The organism is Streptomyces californicus, from assembly GCF_000717645.1.
Classification (GTDB): domain Bacteria; phylum Actinomycetota; class Actinomycetes; order Streptomycetales; family Streptomycetaceae; genus Streptomyces; species Streptomyces californicus.
Map to the genome: position 1 here is coordinate 51183 of NZ_JNZZ01000018.1, position 25774 is coordinate 76956.

Genomic DNA, 25774 nt, shown 5'->3' on the forward strand with positions numbered 1-25774 from the left:
CGGAGCGCCCGTCCGGCGGAGGGCCAGGGCCGGCGCCGGGGCGGCGTCGGGGCGGCCCGAGCGAGGGGGCATCCCCGGGGCGCGTCCGCGGAAGGGGTGGTTCCGAGGTGTGCGCCGGCCTGGAGAACGCCTCTTTCGGTGACGGGCGTCACCACACGTTCGAGGGGCTTCGAGGTGCCGCGTTCCGCGGTGGTTTTCGCTGCTGGAGGCGGGTGCGGGGGCCGGTGGGCGGTGGGGAGCGCTGGTTACGATCCGGTATTTCCGGGGGCCCGGGGTCTCGACGGGCATGGCGTCGGGGCACCGCAGGGCGCATACTCGTGGCAATGAAACAGTCAGCCGGCTCCCGCCGTCACCTGCCGTCCAGTCCCTTCAACCGCCCGGCCCAGGAGGCCCCACCGGTCGAATGCTTCGATGTGGGCGACAGGGTGTCGCACGACCAGTTCGGGCTCGGCAGGATTCTCGCTGTCGAGGGCGACAACGACGCTGTCCTCATCGACTTCTCGGGGCGCCAGGGAAGGATCCTGAGCCCCTACTCCAAGTTGACCAAGCTCTGAGGCGGCGGGGCGCGCCGGGCGCTGTCCGGACCCCGCCCCGCCCCGCTCGCCGCCCGGTCCGGGGCGCCCGACATCGCTTCGGGCGCCCCGGACCGCTGCGTGGGGCGGTCAGAGGGCCTGTGCGGCCGGCTTCACCATGCCCCGTACGGTGCGCGACTTCACGAACTCGCCCAGTGCGGTCATCTCCCACTCGCCCGTGAACTGCCGGATGAGCTTGGCCATCATCACGCCCGTCTGCGGCTCCGCGCCCGTGAGGTCGAAGCGGACCAACTCCTCGCCCGACGCGTCGTCGATCAGCCGGCAGTACGCCTTGGCGACCTCGTTGAACTTCTGGCCGGTGAAGCTGTTCACCGTGAAGACCAGACCCGTCGCCTCCGCGGGGAGCCGGCCCAGGTCGACCATGATCGTCTCGTCGTCGCCCGCGCCCTCGCCGGTGAGGTTGTCCCCGGAGTGCTGGACCGCGCCGTTCAGGATGGTCAGCTTGCCGAAGTAGCAGCTGGCCAGGTGGTTGCGGTCGGGGCCGTAGGCGATGACCGACGCGTCCAGGTCGATGTCCTTGCCGCGGAACGCGGGCTCCCAGCCCAGGCCCATCCTGACCCGGGAGAGCAGGGGAGCGCCGCCCTTCACCAGGGACACGGTCTGGTTCTTCTGGAGGCTGACCCGGCCCTTGTCCAGATTGATCTTCCCCGAACCGGCGGGCGCCACGGGGGCCGCCGGGGGAGCGGGCGGCGCGGCCGGGGCGGGCGGCGCGATCCGCGGGTCCACGGGCGCGGCCGCCGGAGCGGGTGCGGGGGCCGGGGCGGGCGGCGCGGGGGCCGTCTGCGGGGCGGCGGGGGCGGCCGGCTCCTCGACCGTGACGCCGAAGTCCGTGGCGATCCCGGCCAGCCCGTTCGCGTACCCCTGGCCGACCGCGCGTGCCTTCCAGGCCCCGTTGCGCCGGTAGACCTCGATGACCACCAGCGCTGTCTCCGCACCCAGTCGCGGCGGGGTGAAGGTGGCGAGCGCGCTGCCGTCGTCCGCGTTGCGCACGGTGGCGGTGGGCTCGACGCCCTGGAAGGTCTGGCCCGCGGCGTCCGGGCTCGCGGTGACGACGATCTTCTCGATGCCCGGCGGGACGGCCGCGGTGTCCACCACGACCGCGTCGGGCGCCGAGCCGCCGCCGGAGCGGTAGGTCACGCCGGGGCCGGAGGGCTGGTTGTAGAAGATGAAGTCGTCGTCGGAGCGGACCTTGCCGTCGGCGGTGAGCAGCAGGCCCGAGACGTCGAGCCGCATCGGAGCGGCTACCTCCACCGCCACACGGGCGGCGGAGAGGGGAACGTTCGAGCCGGGGGTCATTGCGGTCATGCACGGGGTAACGAACGACCCGGCTTTGCCGTTCCCTTACCTTCGGGGCTCTCGCCCCGGGTGTCCGCCACGTGCTCAGCGGCGGTTGCGCGGGTGGTTGCGGGCGGTGCGCTCGTTGCCGTGCTTGTACGCGCCGGTCCACCGCGCCATCACCAGCTGGGCGTCGCCCGACACCACCTCGGCCAGGAATTTCTCCGCCCGGCCGCCGCGCAGGGTGCCGGCGGCGCGGCCGTGGTGGGTGATGGTGACGCTCTGGTCGCCGTGCTGCTCGTACTGGAATCCGGAAGGTTTCGGCATGCCCGCATCCTGCCCGGGCCAGCGTGCCCGCGTCGCGCGGATTTCCGGCGCCTCCGGGGCCCTCACGTTCGCCCCCGGAGCCCCCGGAGCCCCCGGCCGCCCGCCGCCAGCACGCCTGCCGCCAGTACCGCCGACGTCCCGGCCGCCACCGCCAGGACCCGTACGTCCGCCACCGCGACGAGCCCCGCTCCCAGCGCCAGGGCCACCGCGTTGGGCGCCGTCATCAGGGAGCCCGCCGTCGCCGCCGTACGCCCCAGCACCGCGTCCGGCGTCTCCCGCTGCACCGCCGTCGCCGCCGCGATCAGCACGCACGGCAGACCGAACCCGATGGCCGCGCTCGCCGCCAGGGCCACCGCGTCCAGCGGCACGGCCCGTGCCGCCACCGCCGACCCGAACACCGCGATCCCGCCCGCCGCGAACGCCCGCTCCGGCAGCCGGCGCAGCAGTGGCCCCGCCAGCAGCCCCACCGCCACGGAACCCGCGCCCTGCACGGCGTACAGCACGCCCGCGTACGCCGGTGCGCGGCCGAGCACATCGTCGACGTACGCGAAGGTCACGGCCCCGTTCACCCCGGCGAGCAGCATCGTGACCGAGCCCGCCGTGACCAGTGGGCGCACCGCGGCCGAGGCGCGGATCCGCCGCAGGCCGGCGGCGAGTTCGGCGGGCCACGGCTCCGTCCGGCTCCGGGCGCGCGGATCCGCCCGTACCGGCAGCCGGGCGAACAGCAAGGCCGCCAGCGCGCACGTCACCGCCGCCGGCAGCGCCACGGCCGGGCCGCCGAACCGCGCGTACAGGCCCGCGCCCGCCAGCGGGGCGACCAGCTTCACGCCCTCGTTGGCCGTCATCCGCAGCCCGTTGAAGTCCGCCAGCAGCGAGCCGGGCACGGTCCCCGCGACGAGTGCCGACTCCGCCGCGTCGAGCAGGACGCCGCCCGCCCCGTAGAGCACCAGCACCACGAAGACCAGCCAGACCGTGCGGCCCGAGTCCACCAGCAGCAGCGCGGCGAGCAGGCAGGCCATCGCCAGGTTCACCCGGACCAGCAGCGCCGTGCGGTCCAGCCGGTCCGCGAGCGCTCCGAGCGCGGGCCCTCCCAGCACCGGGACCCACATCGCGCACACCGTCAGCGCCGCCAGACTGTCCGATCCGGTCAGCGACTTGACCCAGATGCCCGCCGTGAGCCACAGCGCCGACGTGCCGAAACCGGAGACGACCACCCCCGCCAGATACCGCCCGGCCACCGGGTCCCGCAGGACCCGCGCCATCGCCGTGCCGTCCGTCCCGCCCATGCCGCATCGGCCTCCGCCCCGTGATCCGCACCTGCCTCGTGCGGCTCATGCTGCGGAGTAAGGCGGTGCGGCGGCATCGGGCGGATGCCTCAGTCGGCGTCCGGCCGCAGCATGCGGCGGATCTCCTCGGCGAGTTCGGCCGGGGACGTGGTCAGCACCATGTGGTCCGCCTCGGGCAGCACCACGTACCGGCCGTGCGGCGACTGCCGGGCCCGGTACGCGTGCGAGGCCGTGGCCCGCTCCCGCGCCGACGCCGGCATGCCGGGGGAGACCCGTCCCGCCGACACCACGGTCACCGGCAGCCCCGCCAGACCCGGAGGCTTCTCCACCAGGGCCCGCAGATCGCCCGCGGCGTCCTCCAGCTCGCGGCCCCGGGTGCGCGTCATGGCGACGGTGAAGCCCTCTGCCCGCATGTCGGCGGCGGCGTCCGGCGGCAGGGAGGCGGTGAGCGAGCGGTAGGCGCGGCCCAGCAGTCCCAGCCGGGCCAGGGCGACCGTGGCGAGCTGCCCGATCTGCTCGACCCGCCGCATCGAGGGCTGGAACAGCAGCTCGCAGGACTCGTCGCTGGGGTCGACGAGGACCAGTCCCGCCACCCGGGCCGGCTGCGCCGCGGCTGCCAGCCGAACCAGCGGGCCGCCCCAGCTGTGGCCGACGAGGAGGTACGGGCCGCCGGGGCCGACGCGGTCGAGGTGGTCGAGCAGGGCGCCCAGGTCCTCCGCGAGGGCGGCCAGCCGCCGGGAGGCCCCGGCCGGGGCGGCCGGGCTGCGGCCCAGACCGCTGCGGTCGTACACCACGGTCGGCGCGGCACCGGCCAGCGCCGCCTGGACGCCCGCCCAGTACGAGCGGCCGGCGGCGAGACCGCCCTCGAAGACCACGGTGGGCGGTGCGGCGCCGGCCTCGGCGGGGCCCGGCAGCCACTGGTAGTACAGCTCGCGCCCGTCACGGGTGCGGGCCCGGCCCGCCTCGCCCTGACTGTGGCAGGCGCCCTCGGCGGCCCGGCCGGTGGCCGGGGGCGCCGGCCGGGCCGCCGAGGGACCGGCGGTCGGCTCCTCCGTGTGCCCGGGGGCGTGCTCCGGCTCGCGCGTGGCGTCGTCGGCGGACTCGTGCTCCGGCGTGCGCTCCCTGCCGGACGCGCCCGCGCGATCCGGCCGCCGCTGTGCGCCGTGCTCCGGCTCGCTCGCCGCGCCGTGCTCCGCCGGACCCATGCCCGTACCTCCCCCGCCGCCCCCGAACGTTCGTCGGCGCTCCGGGACCGTCCGGAGCGCCGAGTAAGGCAAGGGTAACCTAAGTTCTGGTCGATCGGTGCGGACCGGCCGGAAAGAAGGGTGAGGTCCGCCCGTTCACCGCTCCAGCGCCGCCTTCATCATCTTCTGCGCGATGGGCGCGGCCAGGCCGTTGCCGCTCACCTCGGAGCGCGCCGAACCCGAGTCCTCGACGATCACGGCCACCGCGACCTCCTCGCCGCTCTCCCGGTCCTTCGCGTACGAGGTGAACCAGGCGTACGGCGCGTTGCTGTTGTCCACGCCGTTCTGCGCGGTGCCCGTCTTTCCGCCGACCTCGGCCCCGGGGATCCGGGCGTTGGCCCCGGTGCCCTCTTCGACGACCGTCACCATCGCGCTCCGCAACTGCTTCGCCGTCGACTCCTCGACCACCCGCTCGCGGTCGTCGTCGCCACTCTCCTCCAGGGTCGTGCCGTCCCCGTCCGTCACCCGGGACACCATGTGCGGCGCGGCCAGCTCGCCGCCGTTGGCCAGCGCCGAGGTGACCATCGCCATCTGGAGCGGGGTCGCGGTGACCTCGAACTGGCCGATCCCCGACAGCGCCGTCTGCGCCTCGTCCATCCCGGTGGGGTACACGCTCGGCGCCGCCCGCACCGGGACGTCCAGCTTCTCCGTGTCGAACCCGAACGCGTCCGCCATCTTCTTCACCTTGTCCTGGCCGAGATCGACGGCGGCCTTGGCGAAGACGTTGTTGCACGAGTACTGGAGCGCCGTCCGCAGGGTCGCGTTCGCGCACGGGGCGGAGGCGTTCTCGTTGCGCAGGACGGTGCTCGTGTTCGGCAGGGTGTACGGGTCGGGGCTGTCGGTGCGCTCGTCGACCGAGCCGTACAGCCCGTTCTCCAGCGCGGCGGCCGCGACCACCAGCTTGAACGTGGAGCCCGGCGCCAGCGGCTGCCGCAGCGCCCGGTTGACCAGAGGCTTGTCCTTGTCGTCCAGCAGCGCCTTCCAGGCGTCGCCGTCCGAGGTCCCGCTGATCTTCGAGGGGTCGTACGAGGGGGTGGAGACCATGCCGAGGATGCGCCCGGTCTTCGGGTCCATCGCCACGGCCGCGCCCTTGTCGTCGCCGAGCGCCTCGTAGGCCGCCTTCTGCACGCCGGGGTCGATGGTGGTGAGGACGTTCCCCGGGGTCGCCTGCTCGCCGGTGAGCAGGTCCTTCGGGTTCTTCAGCCGGTCGTCCGTGCCGTCCAGGACGTCGCCGTAGACGCCTTCGAGCTGGGTCGCCCCGTACGCCTGCGAGCTGTAGCCGGTGACGGCCGCGTACAGCTCGCCCTGGGTGTACGTGCGCTTGTACCGGAGGTCGCCACCCGTGGTCCCCTTCGATCCGGTGACCGGCGAACCGGCCACGATGATGTCCCCGAGCGGCTGCGCGTACTGCGCGATCGTCTTCCGCCGGTTGTGCTCGTCGTCTGCGAGCGCCTTGGCCTCGTAGCCCTGCACCCACGTCGCCCGCACCAGCAGGGCGAGCACCATGAGCAGGCAGAAGACCGAAGCGCGCCTGATTGTCTTGTTCATCCCGCTGGAGGGACGAGCGGGACGCCTCCGAGCGTTCCTGACCGTGCCGCTTCTCACCCGTTTCTCACCTGCCGGGCGGATCAGGCCGTTTCCCGCCCCACCGGTCGGCCGGGCGGGCCGGGCGCTCAGCCGCCCCCCGGGCGGCTCGGGCGCGGGCGGGTGGGCCCCGGCGGCTCAGGCCGGGCTGATGAAGCCCGACGTGTACGCGGCGATGACGGCCTGCGTGCGGTCCCGGGCCCCGGTCTTCGCGAGGACCGCCGCCACATGCGTCTTCGCCGTCGCCGGCCCGACCGAGAGCCGCCCCGCGATCTCCGCGTTGGTCAGCCCCGCCGCCATCAGCCGCAGGACGTCCGCCTCGCGGCCGGTCAGCCGGGCCGCCCACGGCGGGGCGGGGGCCGGGCGGCGCGCGGCGTGCTCGGCCGCCAGCGTGCGCACCGCCGCCGGATACAGGAGCGAGTCGCCGCACGCCACCAGGCGCACCGCCTGCACCAGTTCCTCGGCCGCGGCCCGTTTCAGCAGGAACCCCGCCGCCCCGGCGCGCAACGCCTCGTACACGTACGCGTCGTTCTCGAAGGTCGTCACCACGACGATCCTCGGCGGGTCCGCCAGGGTGGCGAGGATCTGCTCGGTGGCCCGGATGCCGTCGATCTCCGGCATCCGTACGTCCATCAGCACCACGTCGGGCCGCAGCTCCCGCACCACGGAGACGGCCTCCGCGCCGGTGGCGGCCTCCCCGACGACCTCGATGCCCTCCTCGGCGTCCAGGATCACGCGAAGCGCCGTACGCACCATCCGCTCGTCGTCCGCCAGCACCACCCGCACCGGAATCCCGCTCATCGCCGCCCCTCCGCCTCCGTTCCGGACCGTTCCGCTCCGGCTGCCCGTGTCCCCGGCCCCGTCCCCGCCGCCGTGCCCGGGGCCGCCAGCGGCAGCCGGGCCGTCAGCCGCCAGACGTCCCCGTCCGGGCCCGCCCCGGCGCGGCCGCCCAGCAGGACGGCGCGCTCTGCGATGCCCCGGAGCCCCCGGCCGCCCCCGGGGCGCGCCACGGCGGCGCGATCGCCCAGCGGATTCTCCATCACGATCTCCAACTCCTCCGCGCGCACCGCGACCAGCAGCCGCACGGGCGCCGCCCCCGCGCCCTGCGCCGCGACCCCGCCGTGCCGCAGGGCGTTGCTCAGCCCCTCCTGGACGATCCGGTAGGCCTCCCGTGAGACGTCCGGCCGTACCGCGCCCGGGGCCTCCGGGTCGCCGTCGCTCTCGTACGCCACCGGCACCCCGCAGTACGCCAGCAACCCGCCCAGCGCGTCCAGCCCCGGGCCGTACGCCGCCTGCTCCCCGTCGGGCTCCCCGTCCTGCCGCAGCAGCCCGAGGACCGCGTCCAGCTCGCCGACCGTCCGCCGCGTCGTCTCCTCGATGGCCGTCAGCGCCTCCCGGACGAACTCCGGATCGCGGTCCAGGACCCGGCGGGCCGCCCCCGCCTGGAGGGTCACCGCGCTCAGCGCGTGGCCCACCGAGTCGTGCAGCTCCCGGGCGAGGCGGTTGCGTACCGCGAGATCCGCCGCCCGGCGCTCGGCGGCGGCCAGCCGGTCCTCCGGCGTCGGCCCGAGCAGCACCGGGGCCCGCCGGGCCAGCACCTCCCCGGCCGCGGCGGCGACCGCGGCCAGCGCCACCAGCATCGCGATCCCGGCGAACGGCGCGAGGGCCAGGGCCCACGGCTCCCGCAGCGGCTCGGGGCCGTCGAGCAGCCAGGTGCTCCGCAGCCCCGGGGAGAGGGGCAGGGCGGCCACCGCCACCGCGAACGGCGGCAGCGCCAGCGTCGCCCCGCTGACGATCCCGCCGAGCGCCAGGTGCAGCGTGTACCAGCCGGCGGTACGCACCCGGGCCTGCCGGGTCCGGGCCGGCCCGTCGGCCAGCACGGCGGTCGGCACCCCGCACAGGGCGCGCGCCGCGGCCACGCACAGCGGCCGGACGAGGGCGAAGAGGCCGGTGAACGCCGCCATCGGCAGCGCGAGCCCGAACGCGCCGAGCTGGGCGGGCACCGAGGAGAACAACTGCTGCCCGCCGCTCGTCATGCCCACCAGGACCGTGCCGACCAGGAAGTACGGCATCAGCAGCGCGCCGCCCATGATCAGATGCAGCCAGCGCAGCCGGGCCCGCCGGCCGAACAGTGCGCGGACCGTTCTCATGGCACCCGGCTCTCGCGGGGCGCGGGGGCCTCGACCGCACGCCGGACCGGGACGGAGGAGGAGGCGAGGGCCGCCGAGCGCTCCGCGAAGAAGTGCGCGCCCAGTGTCACGACGAGCGCCCCGGCCAGCATCTGGACAGCGTAGATCACCACCGTCGCCTGCGGTGTCCGCTCCGTGGCATCGCCCGCGCCCGCCAGCACCGCGAGCGTGAGCCAGCCGCCCCAGCACGCCGTCTGGGCCGAACCGGCCCAGGCCAGGGCGAGCGGCACCCGCGACGGCAGTCGGCCACCGCGCCGGAAGGCGAGGAGCAGGACCCCCGTGACCGCGCAGACGGCGAAGACCGCGTTGACCGCTTCGAGGACGTGGAAATCGCTCGTACGGGCGGCCGCCGTGCCCGCGTCGAGACCGGCGGTCGATCCCGCGGCCCACAGCAGGTGCGCGGCGAGAGGGACCTGTGCGAACACGGCGGCGGCGACGGCGGTCGCCCGCAGGGCCGGGGCGGTCGGGCTCTCCGGCAGATCCCGCAGCCGCCCCCGCCACAACGCTCCCCAGCGCTCCCCGGCGTACAGCGTGAACAGGGCCCCGAGCGTGAGGCCCTGGAGGATGAAGCCGCCGTAGACCACGCCGAAGACCCACGGTTCGAGGAACGGCTCGGCGCCCCCGCCCGCCGGACGGCCGCCGTCACCGCCGAGCAGCCGTACGGCCAGTTGCAGCGGATAGGCCGTCATGATCGGGAGCAGCAGACCGCTCGCCACCCACATCGGCAGCACCAGCAGCCAGGCGGGCACCCGCCTGCCCCACGGCCGGGTCAGCAGCAGCGCGAGGACGACGACCGCGCCGTCCATCAGGACCGTCGCCGCGTTGCCGACGGCCAGCGGCGTGCCGCCGTCCAGCAGGGGGCTCCCCTCGGGGATGCCGACCCCGCTGCCCGCCGCCCAGGCCGCCTTGAGGGTGATGTAGGGGACGCAGGACGCGATGGCGACGGCCCGGAGCACGGCCCGCGCACGACCTGTGCGGAACGGGGACTCCGTACGCAGCGGGGGCTCCGTGCGCAGCGCGGGCTCCGTGCGGAGCGGGGGCGATGAGCCGCGGTCGGCGGACCGCTCGGGGCCGTACGGGGAAGTCGTGCGGCCGTGCGGGGACGGCGCGGGGGGCCGGGGGAGCGCGCCGTGGTCGGTTCGCCGGTTCGCTGTCATGGGCCCCAGGCTTCCGCGCGGCCCGCCCCGGCGACTCCTGCCCGCCGACGATCCGCCTCCGCCGCACGGGGGAGACGGATCGTCGCCGGGCGCGGCAGTGCGGGGCCGCCGCTCCGGTGTGATGTCCACCGGAGCGGCGGCCCCGTCCCCCGTTGCCCGCGGCTCAGCCGCAGGAGCCCCTGCTCACCGAGCTGGCGATGTCGTTCCACTCCCGGTTGACCGACTCCAGGTTGGTCTGGCTCTGGCTCCAGACCGGCCAGCAGTTGCCGCCGTAGCCGTACCAGTCGTGCAGGGCGAACACCGTGCCGGTGCGGTTCCAGTAGGAGGAGGTCCGGTTGTCCATGGACTGCCCCCGCAGGTCCGGCGAACCGGACCGGAACCAGGCGATCGTTCCGGTGCCGTTCGCGCCGTCGAAGACGCAGAAGGAACCGGCGGGGCAGCGGCTCCAGCCGGCTGCCGGGGCGGCGGTCGCCGCCGGAGCCGAGACGGTGACCGCCGACAGGACGACGGCGGCCGCCAGGGCCGGTTCGAGGAATGCCTTGCGCATGTGTCCGCTCCGTCTACTCGAGCCAGTTGGCGACGACCCTGTCGCCGAGGGCGCACCATGCGGTGCTCTTCGCGGGGGCCCAGACGTACGGGCCGTAGTGCACATAGCGGTAGCCGCCCAGGGTTTCGCACCTGATCGCCTGGCGGTAGCGGCCCGAGTCGCACCAGCCGCTGTTCCCGTAGTGGCCCTCGCCACCGTGCTCCGGCTGACCCCAGCACGCCTGCTGGATGGATGCGCCGGCGGCGGGGGAGGCGCCGCTCGCGGCGGCCCCCGGTGCGAGGGCCGTGACCCCCGCCAGGACGAGCGCGGCCGATGCCAGCGTCCCCGCGATACGCGTTCTGATCATGTACGTCCCCCAGTGGTCGGCGCCCCGTTCACGAGATGCGTACGAGGCGGTGTTCCGTCGCCGGTTCGGGCTCGGCGGCGGGTGGTCGCTTCGTGTCCGAACGTAGGAGGAGCGGGAGCGGGGGCGCCAACGATTCGAGGAGAGTCGAAAGGAGTCCGGCAACCGGCTGGAGGAGTCCGGGGCCGGCCCTGACCGGACGTCCCGTCAGACGACGGGGCCCCCGCTCAGCAGGGACAGGCCCAGCGTGGTGACGGTGTGCACGGCGGCTTTGCCCTCCCGGCGGGTGGCGAGCAGACGAGCGTTGCGCAACGCCGCGGTGTGGTGGGTCGCGGTCGCCGGGGAGATGCCCAGGCGGCGGGCCAGCTCCGTGGTGCGGCACCCGGGGACCGCCGCTCTCAGGACAGCGGCCCTGGTGCGCCCCAGCAACTCGTCGAGCGCGGGGACGCCGGACTCGCCCGCGCTCTCCCACAGCGCGGAACAGGGCGCGGCGTCGCTCGGCGCGGGCACGGCCAGCGTGGGCGGCCGGGACGGATCGAGCGGCGGGAAGAGCAGTTCGATCTGGTGGATGGAGAACATCGTCGGGGCGATGACCAGACCGCGCCCGTTCAGATGGACGTCCGCGTCGCGTACGTGGTCCACTTCCAGCACGGGGGGACGCCAGCGGGCCGCCGGTCCGCCGAGCGTGGCGAGGAGCCGGTCGACCCCGCCGTCCGCCAGGGCGCGCACGTACCCGGCCCGTACCTCGCCCAGATGGGAGCGGACCCTGCCCCAGTAGGGGGCGACGGTCACCCGGTGGCAGGACCGGAGCGCCGCGGCCACCTGGAGGCGGGCCTCCCGGGTGCCGTCGAGCAGACCGCGGGCCCACGTGCGGTGCGCGGGGTGGAAGCCGATGTGCTCCAACTCGGCCCGCAGCAGGGCCCGGGGAGCCCCCATCCAGGTGTCCACCGCCTCGTCGATCGACGGGGCGGCGCCCATCAGGCTCATCGCGTCGATCAGGGGGCCCCGCGCGGGCATCAACGCCGCGAGCGGGCCCGCCTGTTCGCCGAGCCGCCCGCGGACCGACGCCTGCCAGCCGCGGAACGCGGGCCCGGCATCCCGGTCCCTCAGCATCCGTACGCTGTCGAACGTCTCCGCCGCGACGCCGATCGTGGGGGCCACGCGGGTCCGCGCCAGGTCCTCCGCCGTGAAGTGGATGCGTTTCACCGAGCGTCCCGTTCCGTGCGTCACCATCCGGACCCGGCGATTCTTCCGCCCCGGACATAAGCCGCGCAACGGCTGTATCTGGCCACGGCTACCGGGCATCCGTCGTTCCAGCGGGAGGGCGGGCGGTCAGGCGTACAGCGTGACCAGGACCTCGTCGATCTCCTCCCCGCGCGCCCGCGCGGGGCCCCGGTCCGCCCCGGTCACGACGAAGCCGCACTTCTCCAGCACCCGGCGCGAGCCCGCGTTGTCGGCGGCGGCCCGTGCGTGCAGCGGACGCGTGGGCGTCTCGTCGAGGTAGGCGCGCAGGGCGGCCGTCGCCAGGCCGCGGCCCCAGTGCGCGCGGTCGATCCAGTACGTCACCTGGCGGTCGCCCGCCTCCCCGTACTCCCCGACATGGCCCACGACCGCCCCGTCGGCCACCACCGTGCGCATGACCACGCCCTCATCGGAGCGGATGCGCGCCCAGTGCGCGTCGAACGCGGCCCGGTCGGCGGGGTCCCGCGCGGTGAACGCGGCGACGCGGGTCGCCTCGGGGTCGCTCATCCACGCGAAGAACAGCGGCAGGTCCCCGTCCTGGACCGCGCGCAGGCTGATCCGGGTCACGTCAGCCTCCTGAGGGCGGGAGCGAGCGGTCATCGGGGGGCGAGCGGGCCGTCCCGCGGCGTCGGGACCGACCACCCCGGGGCGGTTCGCGTCAGCCATCCGTCGCGGCCCGGTCCGACGCGCTGCGCAGGACGCAGAACTCATTGCCCTCGGGATCGGCGAGGACCGCCCAGCCGGAGCCGTCCTCGTTCCGCCGGTCGGAGACGAGGGCGGCGCCGAGGGCGAGCAGCCGCTCCACCTCCGGCTCGCGCGAGGTGTCCGGGCGCAGGCACAGGTGGATCCGGTTCTTGCCGGCCTTGGCCTCGGGGACCTGGTTGAAGTACAGCGCCGGGCCCTCCGTGAGCTGCACCTGCGCCTCCGTGACGCCCGGCACGTCGTCCGGGTGCAGCGGGCAGCCGGTCACCTCGCTCCAGAAGCGGGCCAGCTCGTAGGGGTCCGCACAGTCGATCGCCACGTTCTGCACCACCGAGATCATGGGCGCGAGTTTCCCCCATCACCGACCCGGTGCGCCAGCGCTTCCCGGCCGGTGGGGGAATCACCAGGTCAGCTCCGGTGTTGCCCCGGAGTACCGGCGCGCGGACGACCCCTTCGCGCGCCCCGTCAGTCCTGGAGAGAAGAAGAGATGCGCGTCGAGATCTGGTCGGACATCGCCTGCCCCTGGTGCTACATCGGCAAGGCCCGCTTCGAGAAGGGCCTCGCCGAGTTCGCCCACCGGGACCAGGTCGAGGTGGTGCACCGGTCCTTCGAGCTCGACCCCTCCCGCGCCAAGGACGACACCGCCCCCGTGATCGACATGCTGGCCCGGAAGTACGGGCGCAGCCGCGAGGAGGCGGCCTCCATGGAGGCCGACGTCGCCGCCAATGCCCAGGCCGAGGGGCTCGGCTACCGCGTCGAGGGCCGGGACCACGGCAACACCTTCGACATCCACCGGCTGCTGCACCTGGCCAAGGCGCGGGGCCGCCAGGACGAACTGCTGACCCTCGCCTACCGGGCGAACTTCGCCGAGGAGCGCTCCGTCTACGACGACGAGGTGCTGCTCGCCCTCGCCGTGGAGGCCGGGCTCGACGCCGGCGAGGCGCGGTCGGTGCTCGCCGACCCCGATGCGTACGCCGACGACGTCCGCGCCGACGAGCGCGAGGCGGCCGAACTGGGCGCGAGCGCCGTACCGTTCTTCGTCCTCGACCGGCGGTACGGGATCTCCGGCGGCCAGCCCTCCGAGGTCTTCGTCCAGGCGCTGGAGCAGGCGTGGAAGGACCGCCCCGCCACCGCGCTCACCCCCGTCGGCGGGGACGCGGAGGCATGCGGCCCGGACGGCGCCTGCGAGGTCCCGCGGAGCTGACCGGCCGGGCGCACGCCGCCCACGGCCGGTACGGCGTACGCCGGGCTCGTGCCGCGCGTGGGGCCGGACATCCCACGCGTGCCGTGGTCGCGCCGCGCTCGGGGCGTACACCTCGCCTGTGCCGGGCTCGCGCCGCGCTCGGGGCGCACACCTCGCCTGTGCCGGGCTCGCGCCGTGCATCGGGCCGGACACCCCACGCACACCGTGATCGCGCCGTGCATCGGGGCGCACACTCCACGCGTGCCGTGGTCGCGCCGCGCGTGGGGCGCCTCACCCCATGCACGCCGGGGCTCGCGCCGCGCGTGAAGGCCGCACGCCGCACGTGCGCCGCGCGTGGCGCCGGACACCCCGCCCGCGAGCCCCGCTTCGGCGCACTGCCCGACTCCGCGTGATTGACGGTGCCGCACGGGGGACACAGGCTGGTCGTATGACGAGCCTCGCGCCCATCCCTGCGGCAGCCGCCGAGTTCGCGCCGGAGACCACCTACCTCAACACCTCCAGCTGGGGGCTGCTGCCCCGCCGGACCATCGCCGCCGTCAAGGCCCTGGCCGACGAGAACGCGGCGGGCCGCCGGATCGGCGCGGGCAGCTTCGACGCGGTGGAGGCGGCGCGGACCGGCTTCGCCCGGCTCGTCAGGGTCCATCCGGACCGGGTCGCCACCGGTGCCTCCGTCACCGTGCACGTCGGCCTGATCGCCGCTTCACTGCCGCCCGGCGCCGAAGTCCTGTGCCCCGAGGGCGAGTTCTCCTCCGTGGTCAGCCCGTTCGCGCTCCGCGGCGATCTGCGGATGCGGTACGCCCCGCTCGACGGCCTCGCCGCCGCCGTACGTCCCACGACCGCGCTGGTCGCCTTCTCCGCCGTGCAGTCGGCGGACGGCCGGGTGGCCGACCTCGCCGCCGTCCGCGCGGCCGCCGCCGCCCACGGGGCCCGGACGCTGCTGGACGCCACCCAGGCGGCGGGCTGGCTCCCGGTGGACGCCGGCGCGTACGACTACACCGTCACCGGCGGCTTCAAGTTCCTGCTCTGCCCGCGCGGCACGTCGTTCCTCACCGTCACGGAGGAGGCGCAGGAGACCCTGCCGCGCCTCTTCGCGGGCTGGGTCTCCGCCGGTCCGCCCTGGGCGGGCAACTACGGTCCGCTGGAGCACCTCGCCCCGACCGCCCGGGGGTTCGACGAGCCGCCCGCCTTCCTCTCGTACCACGGGGCCGAGCACTCCCTCGCCCTGCTCGCCGAGGTCGGCGCCGACACGCTGCACGCCCACGCCACGGGCCTCGCCGCCCGGCTGCGCGCCGGGCTCACCGGGCTGGGGCGCGCGGTGGTCCCGGGGGAGTCGGCCATCGTCTCCGTACCCGGGCTGGCAGGCCGTGAGCCCGCCCTGGCGGAGGCGGGGATCGCGGTCTCGGCCCCGGTCGGCAACCTCCGGATCTCCTGCCACCTCTACAACACGGAGGCCGATATCGACCGGGTGCTGGAGTTCCTGGCCTGATCCGTACGGATCCGTACGGAAGGCCCCGGGGGCGCGCGTCAGGCGCGGTCGGGGCAGTCCGCCGTCTCCTGGCAGAGGTTCTCCTCGACCTTCGCCAGCAGCCGGACCAGTTCGTCCCGCTCCGCCGTCTCCAGACCCGCGAGCGTCTGCTCCTCCAGCCGGCCCCAGGCCGTCTCGACGGCGGTGTGCAGCGCGCAGCTGTCGTCGGTCGCCTCGACCAGGACCGCCCGCCGGTCGGCCGGGTCGGGGCGGCGGCGCACGTGCCCGGTCTGCTCCAGTCGCTGGAGCATCTTCGTGACGGTGGACGGATCCAGCTCCAGCGCCCTGATCAGCTCCGTCTGGCGGACCGCCCCCCGGTCCCACAGGTGCGTCATCAGCAGCTCCTGCCCCGGGTAGAGGCCCACCCCCTTGAGCACCTTGCCCGCCGCGATCCGGTGCAGCCGGGCGACCCGGGAGACGGCATGGCTGACGGGCCCGCCGAGCGCCGCCGCCGGAGGCGCCACGGCGCAGGCGTTCGGCGCGTCGGCGCACGCCGTGTCCGGCGCGGGGGCGCGCTGCGCGTTCGGCGCGTCGGTACAGGCGGCTTCCGCGGGGGTGGCGCGGCCGGTGGTCATGGCGGGCTCCTGAGGTCCTCGGGCGGAGAGCGGCGGCTCTCGGGCGGCGGCTTCCGATGATGCCCGACGGTTTCCCACGACTTTACCTTGGTCGGCCAATGAATGGGCTACAGTGACTCCCGGCGGCGATCGTTGGCCGACCACATACTTTCTCAGGAGCCCTCATGACCACCGCTTTCGACCCGATCGACCTGGCCGGCACCCCGCTCGCCAACCGCATCGCCCTGGCCCCGATGACCCGCAGCCGGGCCGGCGAGGGCGGCACCGCCACCGAGCTGACCGCCACGTACTACGCCCAGCGCGCCTCGGCCGGACTCGTGATCACCGAGGGCATCCAGCCCTCCGTCGTCGGCCAGGGCTACCCCTCCACGCCCGGCCTGCACAGCGCCGAGCAGGTCGCCTCCTGGCGCGCGGTCACCGACGCCGTGCACGCCGCGGGCGGCCGGATCTTCGCCCAGATCATGCACACGGGCCGCATCGGCCACCCCGTCCTGCTGCCGGACGGTCTCGTCCCCGTCGGCGCCTCCCCGGTCACGGCCGAGGGGCAGGTCTACACCCACGCCGGACCGAAGGACTTCGTCGAGCCGCGCGAGCTGACCGACGCTGAGGTCCGCGCGACCGTCGACGACTTCGTCACCGCCGCCCGCAACGCCGTGGAGGCCGGCTTCGACGGGGTCGAACTGCACGGCGCCAACGGCTACCTCATCCACCAGTTCCTGGCGCCCAACACCAACCTGCGCACCGACGCCTGGGGCGGCTCCGACGAGGCCCGCACCCGCTTCGCCGTCGAGGTCGTCAAGGCCGTCGCCGCCGCGATCGGCCCCGAGCGCACCGGACTGCGCATCTCGCCGGGCAACCCGTACAACGGCATCGACGAGCCCGCCCCGGAGGCCACGTACACCGCGCTGGTCCGGGAGATCGAGCCGATCGGCATCGCCTACCTGCACATCCTGGAGGCCGTCCCGATCCGCGAGCTGACCCTCGCGCTGCGCAAGGCGTTCTCCGGGGCCGTCGTCCTCAACGCGCACACCGAGGGCCCCACGGGCCCCGGCGACCACACGGTGATCGACGACGGCATCGCCGACCTGATCTCCTACGGGGCGCTCTTCCTCGCCAACCCGGACCTGCCCGCCCGGCTCAAGGCGGGCGGCCCGTTCAACACCCCCGACCCGGCCACCTTCTTCGGCGGCGACGCCAAGGGCTACACCGACTACCCGGCGCTCGACGCCGTCTGATCCGCCAGGGGCCGCCCGTCCCACCGCCACGCGGTGCGGCGCGGGTGGTCCGGCAGCTCGGCGCGGCCGGTGGCCCACAGCAGGACGGCCCACCGGTCGCCGCCCTCCGGCGCGTCCGGGAAGAGCCGGGCCAGCGCCCGGCCGCACAGATCCCGGGGCGGGGACCACTCCAGACCCAGCCCCCGCGCCAGGTCGTGGGTGTGCACCAGGGTCTCCACCACCCCCATCGCGGCGAAGCCCTCCGGGTCGGAGACCCCGTACCCGTGGTACGAGCGCACTCCCGGCGGCGTCGTCCGGGCCATCGAGGCCAGCAGCGCCCCGCTCGCCTCCAGCGTGGCGAGCAGCCCGGCGGGCCCGGCCTCCCGGTCGGCGAAGACCGCGTTGGACGGTCCGCCCTGCCGCTCGGGAGCCCACCGGTAGGGCACGTCCCGCTCCAGCGACGGCGTACGGGGGCCCAACTGCACGGCGTACGCGAACAGATCGTCGCTCAGGTGCTCCGCCGTCTCCCAGCAGGTCCAGGTCAGGCTGCCGGCCGGCTCCTCCCAGCGGTCCGCCGGGGCCCCGGCCAGCACGTCCACCGCGAGCCGCACGGCGGACGTCACGTCGTCGGCGGTCACCGGCAGCCGGGTCCCGGTCAGCGCCGCCCGCTCGGCGGCGGAGCACTCCACGCAGAACTCGTTGCCCTCGGGGTCGGCCAGCGTCGCCCAGCCGCGCCCGTTCGGCTTGCGGTGGTCGGCCACCAGGGTCGCGCCGAGCGCGAGCAGCCGCTCCACCTCCTCGTCCCGGGAGCGGTCCTGCGGCTGGACGTCGAGATGGACGCGGTTCTTGGTCCGTTTCCCGTCGGGCACCTGGACGAAGAGCACGGCCGCGCCGGGGGCCTCGACCAGCGCCTCCGGGTCACCGGGCAGGTCGTCGTCGGAGAGCGGCGCGCCGAGCACCTCGGCCCAGAAGCCGGCGAGCGCGTAGGCGTCGGCGCAGTCGATCGTGATGTGGCGTACGCGAGAAGTCATGGCGCACACCCTCCCCGCCGACTCCCGTCCCGGTCCACCGAGTTACGCACGGGGGGCCGCCGGGCCGTACACGCGCCCCCGCGGCGGCGTACGCGCGAAGGCCCGGGACGGCGTACCGTCCCGGGCCTCACCCGCCTGTGCGTGCCGCTACCTCACCGGGGTGAAGTCGCGCGCCCCGATGAACTCGGGGCGGCGGATCGGAGCCGCGAAGGGCTCCTGCGCCTCGTTCTCCACGCTGTTGAAGACGATGAAGACGTTGCTGCGCGCGTACGGCGTGATGTTGTCGCCCGAGCCGTGCATGGCGTTGCAGTCGAACCACGTCGCCGAGCCGGCCTTGCCCGTGAAGAGCTTGATGCCGTGGCGGTCGGCCATCTTCGTCAGCGCCTCGTCGGACGGGGTGCCGGCGTCCTGCATCTGGAGCGACTTCTTGTAGTTGTCCTTCGGCGTCTCGCCCGCGCAGCCGAGGAACGACTTGTGCGAACCGGGCATGATCATCAGCCCGCCGTTGGTGTCGAAGTTCTCGGTCAGCGCGATCGACACGGACACCGTCCGCATGTTCGGCAGACCGTCCTCCGCGTGCCAGGTCTCGAAGTCCGAGTGCCAGTAGAAGCCCGTGGCCCCGAAGCCCGGCTTCACGTTGATCCGCGACTGGTGGACGTAGACGTCCGAGCCGAGGATCTGGCGGGCGCGGCCCACCACCCGCTCGTCGCGGACCAGCCCGGCGAAGACCTCGCTGAGCTTGTGGACCTCGAAGACGGACCGTACGTTCTGGGTCTGCTTCTCGACGATCGAGCGCTCGTCGGCGCGGACCGCCGGGTCCGAGACGAGCCGGTCGAGCTCGGCCCGGTAGACGGAGACCTCGTCCGGGGTGATGAGCTGGTCGACGGTGAGGAATCCGTCGTGCTCGTAGCCCTGGAGGTCCTTGGCGCTGATCGGACCCGGTGCGCCCGGCGCGGACCAGATGACCGGGTCCTGGCGGGGAGTGGTCATCTCGGCGGCGCCGCGCGAGGGGTACAGATCGGCGCGTACTTCGGTGGTCATGGTGGTTCAGGCCTCCTCGGTCAGCAGGGGGTAGACGCCGTTCTCGTCATGATCCTCCCGTCCGGTCACGGGGGGGTTGAAGACACACACGCAGCGGAAGTCCGTCTTGGGCCGCATGGTGTGCCGCTCGTGCCCGTCCAGCAGGTACATGGTCCCGGGCGTGATCCAGTGCGTCTCGCCGGTCTCGTCGTTGGTGAGCTCGGCCTCGCCCTCGGTGCACAGCACGGCCTCGATGTGGTTCGCGTACCACATGGAGGTCTCCGTACCCGCGTAGAGCACGGTCTCGTGGAGCGAGAAGCCCACCTTCTCCTTGGCGAGCACGATGCGCTTGCTCTCCCAGGTGCCGGACGCGGCCTTCACATGCCGGTCGGTGTTCTCGATGTCACTGAACGATCGGACGATCACGGTGAGCTGTCGCCTTTCTCTTCTCTGCGCGGGCCCCGGACCTCGCGGTCCGGGGCCCCTCCTTCTTCGCCTGCCCCGGCAGCGCCGGGTCAGGCCGTCTCGCGGACGGAACGGGCCAGCGTGCGCAGGCCCTCGTCCAGTTCCTCGGGGGTGATGGTCAGCGGCGGGAGCAGCTTGACGACCTCGCTCTGCGGGCCGGAGGTCTCCAGCAGGAGCCCCAGCCGGAAGGCGCGGGCGCAGACCGCGGAGGCGCGCGCCGGGTCCTCGAACTCCATGCCCCACACCAGGCCGCGGCCGCGGAAGTGCGCGGTCGGCTCCTCGGCGCAGATGGCCAGCAGCGTCTGCTCGATCTGCTCGCCCCGGGCCAGGGTCTGCTTCTCCATCTGGCCGTCCGCCCAGTACGCCTGCAGCGCGGCGGCGGCCGTGACGAAGGCGGGGTTGTTGCCGCGGAAGGTGCCGTTGTGCTCGCCCGGCTCCCAGATGTCCAGCTCCGGCTTGAACAGGCAGAGCGACATCGGCAGGCCGTAGCCGCTGATGGACTTCGACAGGGTGACGATGTCCGGGGTGATCCCGGCCTCCTCGAAGGAGAAGAAGCCGCCGGTGCGGCCGCAGCCCATCTGGATGTCGTCGACGATCAGCAGCATGTCCTGGCGGTGGCACAGGTCCTGGAGCGCGCGCAGCCACTCGGCGCGGGCCACGTTGATGCCGCCCTCGCCCTGGACCGTCTCCACGATCACGGCCGCGGGCTTGTTCAGCCCGGAGCCCTGGTCCTCCAGCAGCCGCTCGAACCAGAGGAAGTCCGGGACCTGGCCGTCGAAGTAGTTGTCGAACGGCATCGGGGTGCCGTGCACCAGCGGGATGCCGGCCCCGGCGCGCTTGAACGCGTTGCCGGTGACGGCGAGCGAGCCCAGCGACATGCCGTGGAAGGCGTTGGTGAACGAGACGACGGACTCGCGGCCCTTGACCTTCCGGGCCAGCTTCAGCGCCGACTCGACTGCGTTGGTGCCGGTCGGGCCGGGGAACATCACCTTGTACGGAAGGTCGCGCGGGCGCAGGATCACGTTCTGGAAGGTCTCCAGGAACGCGCGCTTGGCGGTGGTCGCCATGTCCAGGCCGTGGGTGATGCCGTCGCGCTCGATGTAGTCGATCAGCGCTCGTTTCAGCACCGGGTTGTTGTGGCCGTAGTTGAGCGAGCCGGCCCCGGCGAAGAAGTCCAGGTAGGAGTGGCCGTCCTCGTCGGTCAGCCGGGCTCCCTGCGCGCGGTCGAAGACGGCGGGCCAGCCGCGGCAGTAGCTCCGGACCTCGGACTCCAGGGTCTCGAAGACGCTCAGTGCGGGCGGGGTGATGGTCACAGCGGATCTCCTGCGTGAGGGGGTGTGACGGGCGGTGGTCTGGTGCTCCCCGCCGCACGGATGCGGCCGGGACCGCGCCGGGTGGTCGGCCGGCGCGAAAAGTCGTGGGACCGGGGCGCACGGGTCGGGTGCGCCGGCCGGTGGGCCTGCGGATCGGTGGATCGGTGGATCGGACGGCGTACGGGTCGGGTACGCCGGTGCCCGGAACGGGACGGCTCAGGTGGTGAACGGGCCTATCCGGTAGAGCACCTCGGGCAGGTGCGTCTCCTCGGGGAACAGGTCGCCGTCGAAGAGGACCTCCCGCTCCAGTCCGACGTCGTGGCGCTGGGCGTAGGAGGTGAACAGCCGCTCGGAGGCGGTGTTGTCCGGGGTGATCGTCGTCTCCACCGACGACAGTCCCTGGTCGGCGGCGACCCGGGAGGTCAGCGCGTCCAGCAGAGCGGCGGCCAGTCCCTTGCCCCGGTGGGCCTGGTCAACGGCCACCTGCCATACGACGAGCGTCTGGGGGCGGTCGGGCCTGAGGTAGCCCGTCACGAAGGCGATGGGCTCGCCGTTCTCGCCCCGGGCGACGGCGGACGTCGCGGCGAAGTCACGGCACCACAGCAGGTAGCTGTACGAGGAGTTCAGGTCCAGGACCTTGGAGTCGCGGGCGATGCGCCAGATCGCGGCTCCGTCCTCCACTCGCGGTGCATCGATACTGAGGAATTCGCTTCGGGCACGGGCAAAATCTGCTGGTGCGGCGGTCATGCGAATTGAATTTACCCAGCAAATTTCGAAATTGCATCGTCGCAAGGGGTTGGTCGGAGCGCCTGCCTGTGTTATCAGGCGTGCGTGAGAACCCGCGCGATGCGGAGGTGGTTTCCTGCGCTTTGTCCCGAATTAATCGGGCATAATGCCGCTCGTGTGGAGTCGGTCACAGGGTTGTAACTCTCGTGGAACCTGTCCGAATCACGAAGTTCGCGGCCAGAAAAAACTGACCCGTTTAGGTGACGGGAAAGCGGGCAGAAGAATGTGGGAAGCTGCTTTTCTATAAAGCAGCTTCCCACATTATGAATATCAGCGGCTCGTCCAGGTTTCCGAAACGGCCCGACGGGCAGCCTCGATATCGACCCGAACACCCGCGTCCGCCAGCGCCGCGCCCACGGCCGCGAGCGAGGAGAGCACCGTGCCCCGCGTCGCGTCCGGGCCGTAGTGGTTGACCCGGATCATCTCCTTCGCCAGCGCCCCGCCGCCCGCGACGAGCGGCAGCACGGGGTCCGCCGCCACCGCGTGCGCGACCAGCGCGGTCGCGTCCGTTCCGGCCGGGACACGCAGCGTCGTGGCCACCGGCGCGGCGTCCCGCGCCTCGTGGACGTACGGCTCCAGGCCGCCGCCCAGCGCCAGCGCCCCGGCCCGGGTCGCCGCGGCCGCCGAGGCGTGGCGGGCCATCACGGTCTCCGCGCCCTCCTCCTCGATCCGCGCCACACACGCCTCCAGGCCCAGCATCTCCAGCTGCGCCGGCGCGTGCGGAAGCGCGGTCCGGCCGCCGTCGATCCAGCGCTCCTTCCAGTCCAGGAGGGAGAGGTAGGAACGGCGCGGCGCGGCCGGGTTGGCGGCCATCCGCTCCCAGGCCCGCTCGCTCACCGAGACCGCGGAGACCCCGGCGGGCCCGCCCATGGCCTTCTGCGCGCCGATCACGCACAGGTCGACGCCCCAGGCGTCCGGCAGCAGCGGCTCGGCGCCCACCGAGGCGACCGCGTCCAGCATGAACAGCGCCCCGTGCGCCCGGACCGCCTCACCGATCTCCGCGACCGGGTTGGTGTTGCCGGTGGCCGCCTCCGCGTGGACCAGCGAGACGAAGTCGATCTCCGGGTGCGCGGCGAGCGCCTCGGCGACCTGGTCGGCGGTCACGGCGGTGTGGAAGGGCACGGCGAGGTCGACGACGGTCGCGCCGCAGTCACGCAGCCAGTTGCCGAAGGTCTGCCCGTACGGTCCGGTGACCACGTTCAGCGCGGTCGACCCGGGGCGCGCGCCGCCGCGGATGCAGCCCTCCAGGGGCAGCAGGGCCTCGCCCTGGGTGATGACGACGTCCTGCTCGGTGGCCAGGAGCGCGGCCACCCGCCGTTCGATGGCCGCGAAACGCGCGGCGGTCAGCGGGGGGAGGTCGAGGAAGGGGTGCGTCACGGCGGGGCTCTCTTCGGTGTCGTTCGTCGGGGGCGGGCCTGGGCGGTCCGCCGACATGTTCCCGGGCCCTGGCAGCCTACCGACGGCCTCGTACAGTGCGGCATATGAGTGATCAGGAGGAGCAGCGGGTGCTGCGGGTGAAGGGCCGGGTCCTGGTCGGCCCGGACGAGGTGCGGGACGAACTGTGGGCCGTGGACGGCCGGATCACGTACGAGCGGCCACCGGGCGCGGACCGGGCCGAGACGGTACGGGGCTGGGCGCTGCCCGGCCTGGTCGACGCGCACTGCCACGTCGGCCTCGACCGGCACGGGCCCGTCGACGCCGCGACCGCCGAACGCCAGGCGCTGACCGACCGGGAGGCCGGCACGCTGCTCGTCCGGGACGCCGGATCGCCCTCCGACACCCGGTGGATCGACGACCGCGAGGACCTGCCGAAGATCATCCGGGCCGGCCGCCACATCGCCAGGACCCGCCGCTACATCCGCAACTACGCCCACGAGATCGAGCCCGGCGACCTCGTCGCGTACGTGGCGCGGGAGGCGAAGCGCGGCGACGGCTGGGTCAAGCTGGTGGGGGACTGGATCGACCGCTCCGTCGGGGACCTGACCGCCTGCTGGCCGCGCGGCGAGGTGGAGGCGGCCATCGCCGAGGCGCACCGGCTGGGCGCCCGGGTCACCGCGCACTGCTTCGCCGAGGAGTCGCTGCGCGATCTGGTGGAGGCGGGCATCGACTGCGTCGAGCACGCCACGGGCCTCACCGAGGACACCATCCCGCTCTTCGCCGAACGCGGGGTGGCGATCGTCCCGACGCTGGTCAACATCGCCACCTTCCCTGACCTGGCGGCGGGCGGCGAGGCGAAGTTCCCCCGCTGGTCGGCCCATATGCGGCGGCTGTACGAGCGCCGCTACGACACCGTGCGCGCCGCGTACGACGCGGGCATCCCGGTCTACGTCGGCACCGACGCGGGCGGTTCCCTGGCGCACGGCCTGGTCGCCGGCGAGGTGGCCGAGCTGGTCAAGGCGGGCATCCCGCCGCTGGAGGCGCTGTCCGCCACCGCGTGGGGGGCGAGGCGCTGGCTGGGGCGGCCGGCGCTGGAGGAGGGCGCTCCGGCGGACCTGGTCGTGTACGACGAGGACCCGCGCGCGGACGTGCGGGTGCTGGCGGCCCCGCGGCACGTCGTGCTCGAAGGGCGGGTGGTCGGGTGACCCGGAACGGCGGCGCCGTCGGGTGAGCGGACGCGGCGCGCTGCGGGGAGCCGTGTTGACGAGCGGTGACGGACGCGCCTCCGGCTCGTTGGTCTTCCTCCGCGCGCCGCGCCAGGCGCGGTCTCCGGGCGGCTTGTACGGCCGATGCGGGGTGAATCGAGTGACGACAGGGAACGCCCGTGCCGAAAGATTCGAATGTGAGCGCTAAAACCACCCTTTGGGGTGAACTCACGCCAGGTGTCCGCCAGTTCACCCACAGTGCGTAAAGATTCACGGAGTCGACGCCACCGGCGCGGGCGATGTCCCCCATTGGACTGCCGCCGGTGGCTCCATGTCTCTTGTGGGGGTTCCACCATCTTGAACAGCAACACCTTCCGTCTCGCCGCCCTCGCGGTCGCCGCCGCTCCGGTCGTCCTGCTTGCCGCCGTCCCCGCGCACGCAGCCCAGGCGACGCCCGGCAAGGGCGAGGGCCGGGCGAGCGCGGTCGTGCTCCGCACCGGGCTCGACGTCTCGCTCCTCAACAAGTCCGTCCACGTGCCACTCAAGGCCACGCTCAACGAGGTGCAGGCCCCGGCCAGCGCGGAGAAGACCGCGCTCAGCGTGAACGTGGACGGCATGGAGGGCGGAGCCCCGGTCAGCATCCTGCGCGCCGACGTGGCCACCGCGAACGCCACGGTCGACGAGCACCGGGCGGAGGGGCTCACCAACCTGGTCAAGGCGAGGATCCACGTGCCCGGACTCACCGCGCTCTCGCTCGTCGAGGTCGAGAAGGTCACCTCCAAGGCGGTCTGCGAGGCGGGGAAGAAGCCCGTCGCCGAGTCGAACGTCCTCGGCCACGTCGCGGTCCTCGGCAAGAAGGTGACGCTCAGCGCGGCCGGCCCGACGCGGGTGGCGGTGCCGGGCGTCGGCGAGGTCACCCTCGATCTGTCCAAGACGGTGACCACCGAGCGGACGGCGGCCGCGACGGCGCTCCAGCTCAAGGTCGCGGTCAACCCGCTCAACCTCAACGTGGCCGAGGTGAACGGCGAGGTCACCCTCGCCGAGGCCACCTGCGAGACCCCGAAGACCCCCGGGAAGCCGGGCTCCACGGACGGCGGCGCGACGGGCGGTTCCACCGACGGCGGCTCCACGGACGGCGGTTCGACGGGCGGCTCCACGGACGGCGGTTCCACCGGCGGTTCCACGGACGGTTCCACCGGTGGCGATAGCGGTGCCGGAGGCGACCAGGGCGGTACGAGCGGTGGCGACGTGAAGCCGCAGACCGGCCCCGGCGAGAACCTCGCGGAGACGGGCGGCAGCTCCGCCACCCCGTACATCGCGGGCGGCGCGGCCCTCCTGTTGGCCGTGGGCGCGGGCGCGACGGTGCTCGCGCGCAGGCGCGGCGCCGCCCGGAGCTGACCAGGACCGGTACGACGCCGTAGCGCGTCCGGGGCGGGGCCCGACACCGGGCCCCGCCCCTCCCCGGCCGTCAGGGGAACGGCCTCGGCGCCCTGCCGCCCCGTCCACCGCCGCTCGTACGCGAACCGCGTCGGCCCGGCCCCTTCCCGGCCGCACAAAGGCGCCTCAGCGC

Annotated in this window: 26 protein-coding genes; 6 read left to right on the top strand and 20 right to left on the bottom strand. The window is 74.0% G+C overall.

Annotated elements, in window-relative coordinates; all coding sequences use genetic code 11:
* Nucleotides 1-323: 323 nt before the first annotated feature.
* On the top strand, nucleotides 324-554 hold the full coding sequence (locus IF19_RS1000000137455; RefSeq protein WP_003969918.1) for a hypothetical protein: 231 nt from the start codon (nucleotides 324-326) through the stop codon (nucleotides 552-554).
* Between the two features lie 108 nt (nucleotides 555-662).
* Here IF19_RS1000000137455 and IF19_RS0123525 read toward each other — a convergent pair whose 3' ends face one another.
* The 13 genes from IF19_RS0123525 to IF19_RS0123585 all read right to left on the bottom strand — a co-directional run bounded on the left by IF19_RS0123525 (nucleotide 663) and on the right by IF19_RS0123585 (nucleotide 12829).
* Complete coding sequence (locus IF19_RS0123525; protein WP_030290088.1) at nucleotides 663-1898, bottom strand: TerD family protein; 1236 nt, start codon at nucleotides 1896-1898, stop codon at nucleotides 663-665.
* 75 nt (nucleotides 1899-1973) lie between these two features.
* Nucleotides 1974-2195 (bottom strand): hypothetical protein, encoded by a 222-nt coding sequence (locus IF19_RS0123530; protein ID WP_030117360.1) that lies wholly within the window; start codon nucleotides 2193-2195, stop codon nucleotides 1974-1976.
* Nucleotides 2196-2257: 62 nt separating this feature from the next.
* Entirely contained in the window at nucleotides 2258-3481 is a 1224-nt protein-coding gene (locus IF19_RS0123535; RefSeq protein ID WP_030277466.1) for an MFS transporter, read from the bottom strand.
* 89 nt (nucleotides 3482-3570) lie between these two features.
* On the bottom strand, nucleotides 3571-4410 hold the full coding sequence (locus tag IF19_RS0123540) for an alpha/beta fold hydrolase (protein WP_234313217.1): 840 nt from the start codon (nucleotides 4408-4410) through the stop codon (nucleotides 3571-3573).
* A 411-nt stretch (nucleotides 4411-4821) separates the two neighbouring features.
* Nucleotides 4822-6273 (bottom strand): peptidoglycan D,D-transpeptidase FtsI family protein, encoded by a 1452-nt coding sequence (locus IF19_RS0123545; protein WP_030277468.1) that lies wholly within the window; start codon nucleotides 6271-6273, stop codon nucleotides 4822-4824.
* Nucleotides 6274-6447: 174 nt separating this feature from the next.
* Nucleotides 6448-7110 (bottom strand): response regulator transcription factor, encoded by a 663-nt coding sequence (locus IF19_RS0123550; RefSeq protein ID WP_030117366.1) that lies wholly within the window; start codon nucleotides 7108-7110, stop codon nucleotides 6448-6450.
* A complete protein-coding gene (locus IF19_RS0123555; RefSeq protein WP_050493882.1) occupies nucleotides 7107-8459 on the bottom strand; it encodes a sensor histidine kinase in 1353 nt (450 codons plus the stop codon). Before IF19_RS0123555 ends, IF19_RS0123550 begins: the two co-directional genes overlap by 4 nt.
* Nucleotides 8456-9655 (bottom strand): hypothetical protein, encoded by a 1200-nt coding sequence (locus tag IF19_RS0123560; RefSeq protein ID WP_234313216.1) that lies wholly within the window; start codon nucleotides 9653-9655, stop codon nucleotides 8456-8458. The genes IF19_RS0123555 and IF19_RS0123560 overlap by 4 nt, the downstream gene beginning before the upstream one ends.
* Nucleotides 9656-9818: 163 nt before the next feature.
* Nucleotides 9819-10202: a peptidase inhibitor family I36 protein gene (locus IF19_RS1000000135485; protein WP_050490932.1), complete on the bottom strand. Its 384-nt coding sequence runs from the start codon at nucleotides 10200-10202 to the stop codon at nucleotides 9819-9821.
* Nucleotides 10203-10215: 13 nt separating this feature from the next.
* Complete coding sequence (locus IF19_RS1000000137460) at nucleotides 10216-10548, bottom strand: hypothetical protein (RefSeq protein ID WP_030117372.1); 333 nt, start codon at nucleotides 10546-10548, stop codon at nucleotides 10216-10218.
* A gap of 204 nt (nucleotides 10549-10752) precedes the next feature.
* On the bottom strand, nucleotides 10753-11751 hold the full coding sequence (locus IF19_RS0123575; RefSeq protein ID WP_030729741.1) for an ArsR/SmtB family transcription factor: 999 nt from the start codon (nucleotides 11749-11751) through the stop codon (nucleotides 10753-10755).
* A 126-nt stretch (nucleotides 11752-11877) separates the two neighbouring features.
* Nucleotides 11878-12354 carry a GNAT family N-acetyltransferase gene (locus IF19_RS0123580; RefSeq protein WP_030117374.1) on the bottom strand — a complete coding sequence of 159 codons (477 nt, stop codon included), beginning with the start codon at nucleotides 12352-12354 and terminating at the stop codon, nucleotides 11878-11880.
* A gap of 91 nt (nucleotides 12355-12445) precedes the next feature.
* Nucleotides 12446-12829 (bottom strand): VOC family protein, encoded by a 384-nt coding sequence (locus tag IF19_RS0123585; RefSeq protein WP_030117375.1) that lies wholly within the window; start codon nucleotides 12827-12829, stop codon nucleotides 12446-12448.
* A gap of 147 nt (nucleotides 12830-12976) precedes the next feature.
* On the opposite strand from IF19_RS0123585, the gene IF19_RS0123590 reads away from it, so the two are divergent.
* Both IF19_RS0123590 and IF19_RS0123595 read left to right on the top strand, forming a co-directional pair.
* Nucleotides 12977-13693: a DsbA family oxidoreductase gene (locus tag IF19_RS0123590; RefSeq protein ID WP_030117376.1), complete on the top strand. Its 717-nt coding sequence runs from the start codon at nucleotides 12977-12979 to the stop codon at nucleotides 13691-13693.
* A gap of 427 nt (nucleotides 13694-14120) precedes the next feature.
* Nucleotides 14121-15179, top strand: coding sequence for an aminotransferase class V-fold PLP-dependent enzyme (locus IF19_RS0123595; protein WP_030117377.1), 1059 nt, complete (start codon nucleotides 14121-14123; stop codon nucleotides 15177-15179).
* Between the two features lie 38 nt (nucleotides 15180-15217).
* Here IF19_RS0123595 and IF19_RS01000000134930 read toward each other — a convergent pair whose 3' ends face one another.
* A complete protein-coding gene (locus IF19_RS01000000134930; RefSeq protein WP_030117378.1) occupies nucleotides 15218-15793 on the bottom strand; it encodes a MarR family winged helix-turn-helix transcriptional regulator in 576 nt (191 codons plus the stop codon).
* A 164-nt stretch (nucleotides 15794-15957) separates the two neighbouring features.
* Between IF19_RS01000000134930 and IF19_RS0123605 the strand changes: the two genes are divergently transcribed.
* The gene (locus tag IF19_RS0123605; protein WP_030117379.1) at nucleotides 15958-17028 is read left to right on the top strand and encodes an alkene reductase; all 1071 of its coding nucleotides are present in this window, start codon (nucleotides 15958-15960) and stop codon (nucleotides 17026-17028) included.
* Here the strand turns inward: IF19_RS0123605 and IF19_RS0123610 are convergent.
* From IF19_RS0123610 to IF19_RS0123635, 6 genes are all read right to left on the bottom strand, one after another.
* Nucleotides 17004-18038 (bottom strand): VOC family protein, encoded by a 1035-nt coding sequence (locus IF19_RS0123610; protein WP_030117380.1) that lies wholly within the window; start codon nucleotides 18036-18038, stop codon nucleotides 17004-17006. The two genes, IF19_RS0123605 and IF19_RS0123610, sit on opposite strands and share 25 nt — an antisense overlap.
* Before the next feature lie 147 nt (nucleotides 18039-18185).
* Complete coding sequence (thpD, locus tag IF19_RS0123615; protein ID WP_030117381.1) at nucleotides 18186-19079, bottom strand: ectoine hydroxylase; 894 nt, start codon at nucleotides 19077-19079, stop codon at nucleotides 18186-18188.
* A gap of 6 nt (nucleotides 19080-19085) precedes the next feature.
* Nucleotides 19086-19484: an ectoine synthase gene (locus tag IF19_RS0123620; protein ID WP_007450483.1), complete on the bottom strand. Its 399-nt coding sequence runs from the start codon at nucleotides 19482-19484 to the stop codon at nucleotides 19086-19088.
* Between the two features lie 89 nt (nucleotides 19485-19573).
* Entirely contained in the window at nucleotides 19574-20836 is a 1263-nt protein-coding gene (gene ectB / locus IF19_RS0123625) for a diaminobutyrate--2-oxoglutarate transaminase (RefSeq protein ID WP_030120055.1), read from the bottom strand.
* Between the two features lie 216 nt (nucleotides 20837-21052).
* Complete coding sequence (ectA, locus tag IF19_RS0123630; protein WP_078580606.1) at nucleotides 21053-21583, bottom strand: diaminobutyrate acetyltransferase; 531 nt, start codon at nucleotides 21581-21583, stop codon at nucleotides 21053-21055.
* A gap of 309 nt (nucleotides 21584-21892) precedes the next feature.
* A complete protein-coding gene (locus IF19_RS0123635) occupies nucleotides 21893-22999 on the bottom strand; it encodes a pyridoxal-phosphate-dependent aminotransferase family protein (RefSeq protein WP_030117385.1) in 1107 nt (368 codons plus the stop codon).
* Between the two features lie 104 nt (nucleotides 23000-23103).
* On the opposite strand from IF19_RS0123635, the gene IF19_RS0123640 reads away from it, so the two are divergent.
* Complete coding sequence (locus tag IF19_RS0123640) at nucleotides 23104-24204, top strand: amidohydrolase family protein (protein WP_030117386.1); 1101 nt, start codon at nucleotides 23104-23106, stop codon at nucleotides 24202-24204.
* A gap of 357 nt (nucleotides 24205-24561) precedes the next feature.
* The gene (locus IF19_RS1000000137790) at nucleotides 24562-25602 is read left to right on the top strand and encodes an SCO1860 family LAETG-anchored protein (protein ID WP_030117387.1); all 1041 of its coding nucleotides are present in this window, start codon (nucleotides 24562-24564) and stop codon (nucleotides 25600-25602) included.
* Nucleotides 25603-25774: the final 172 nt, after the last annotated feature.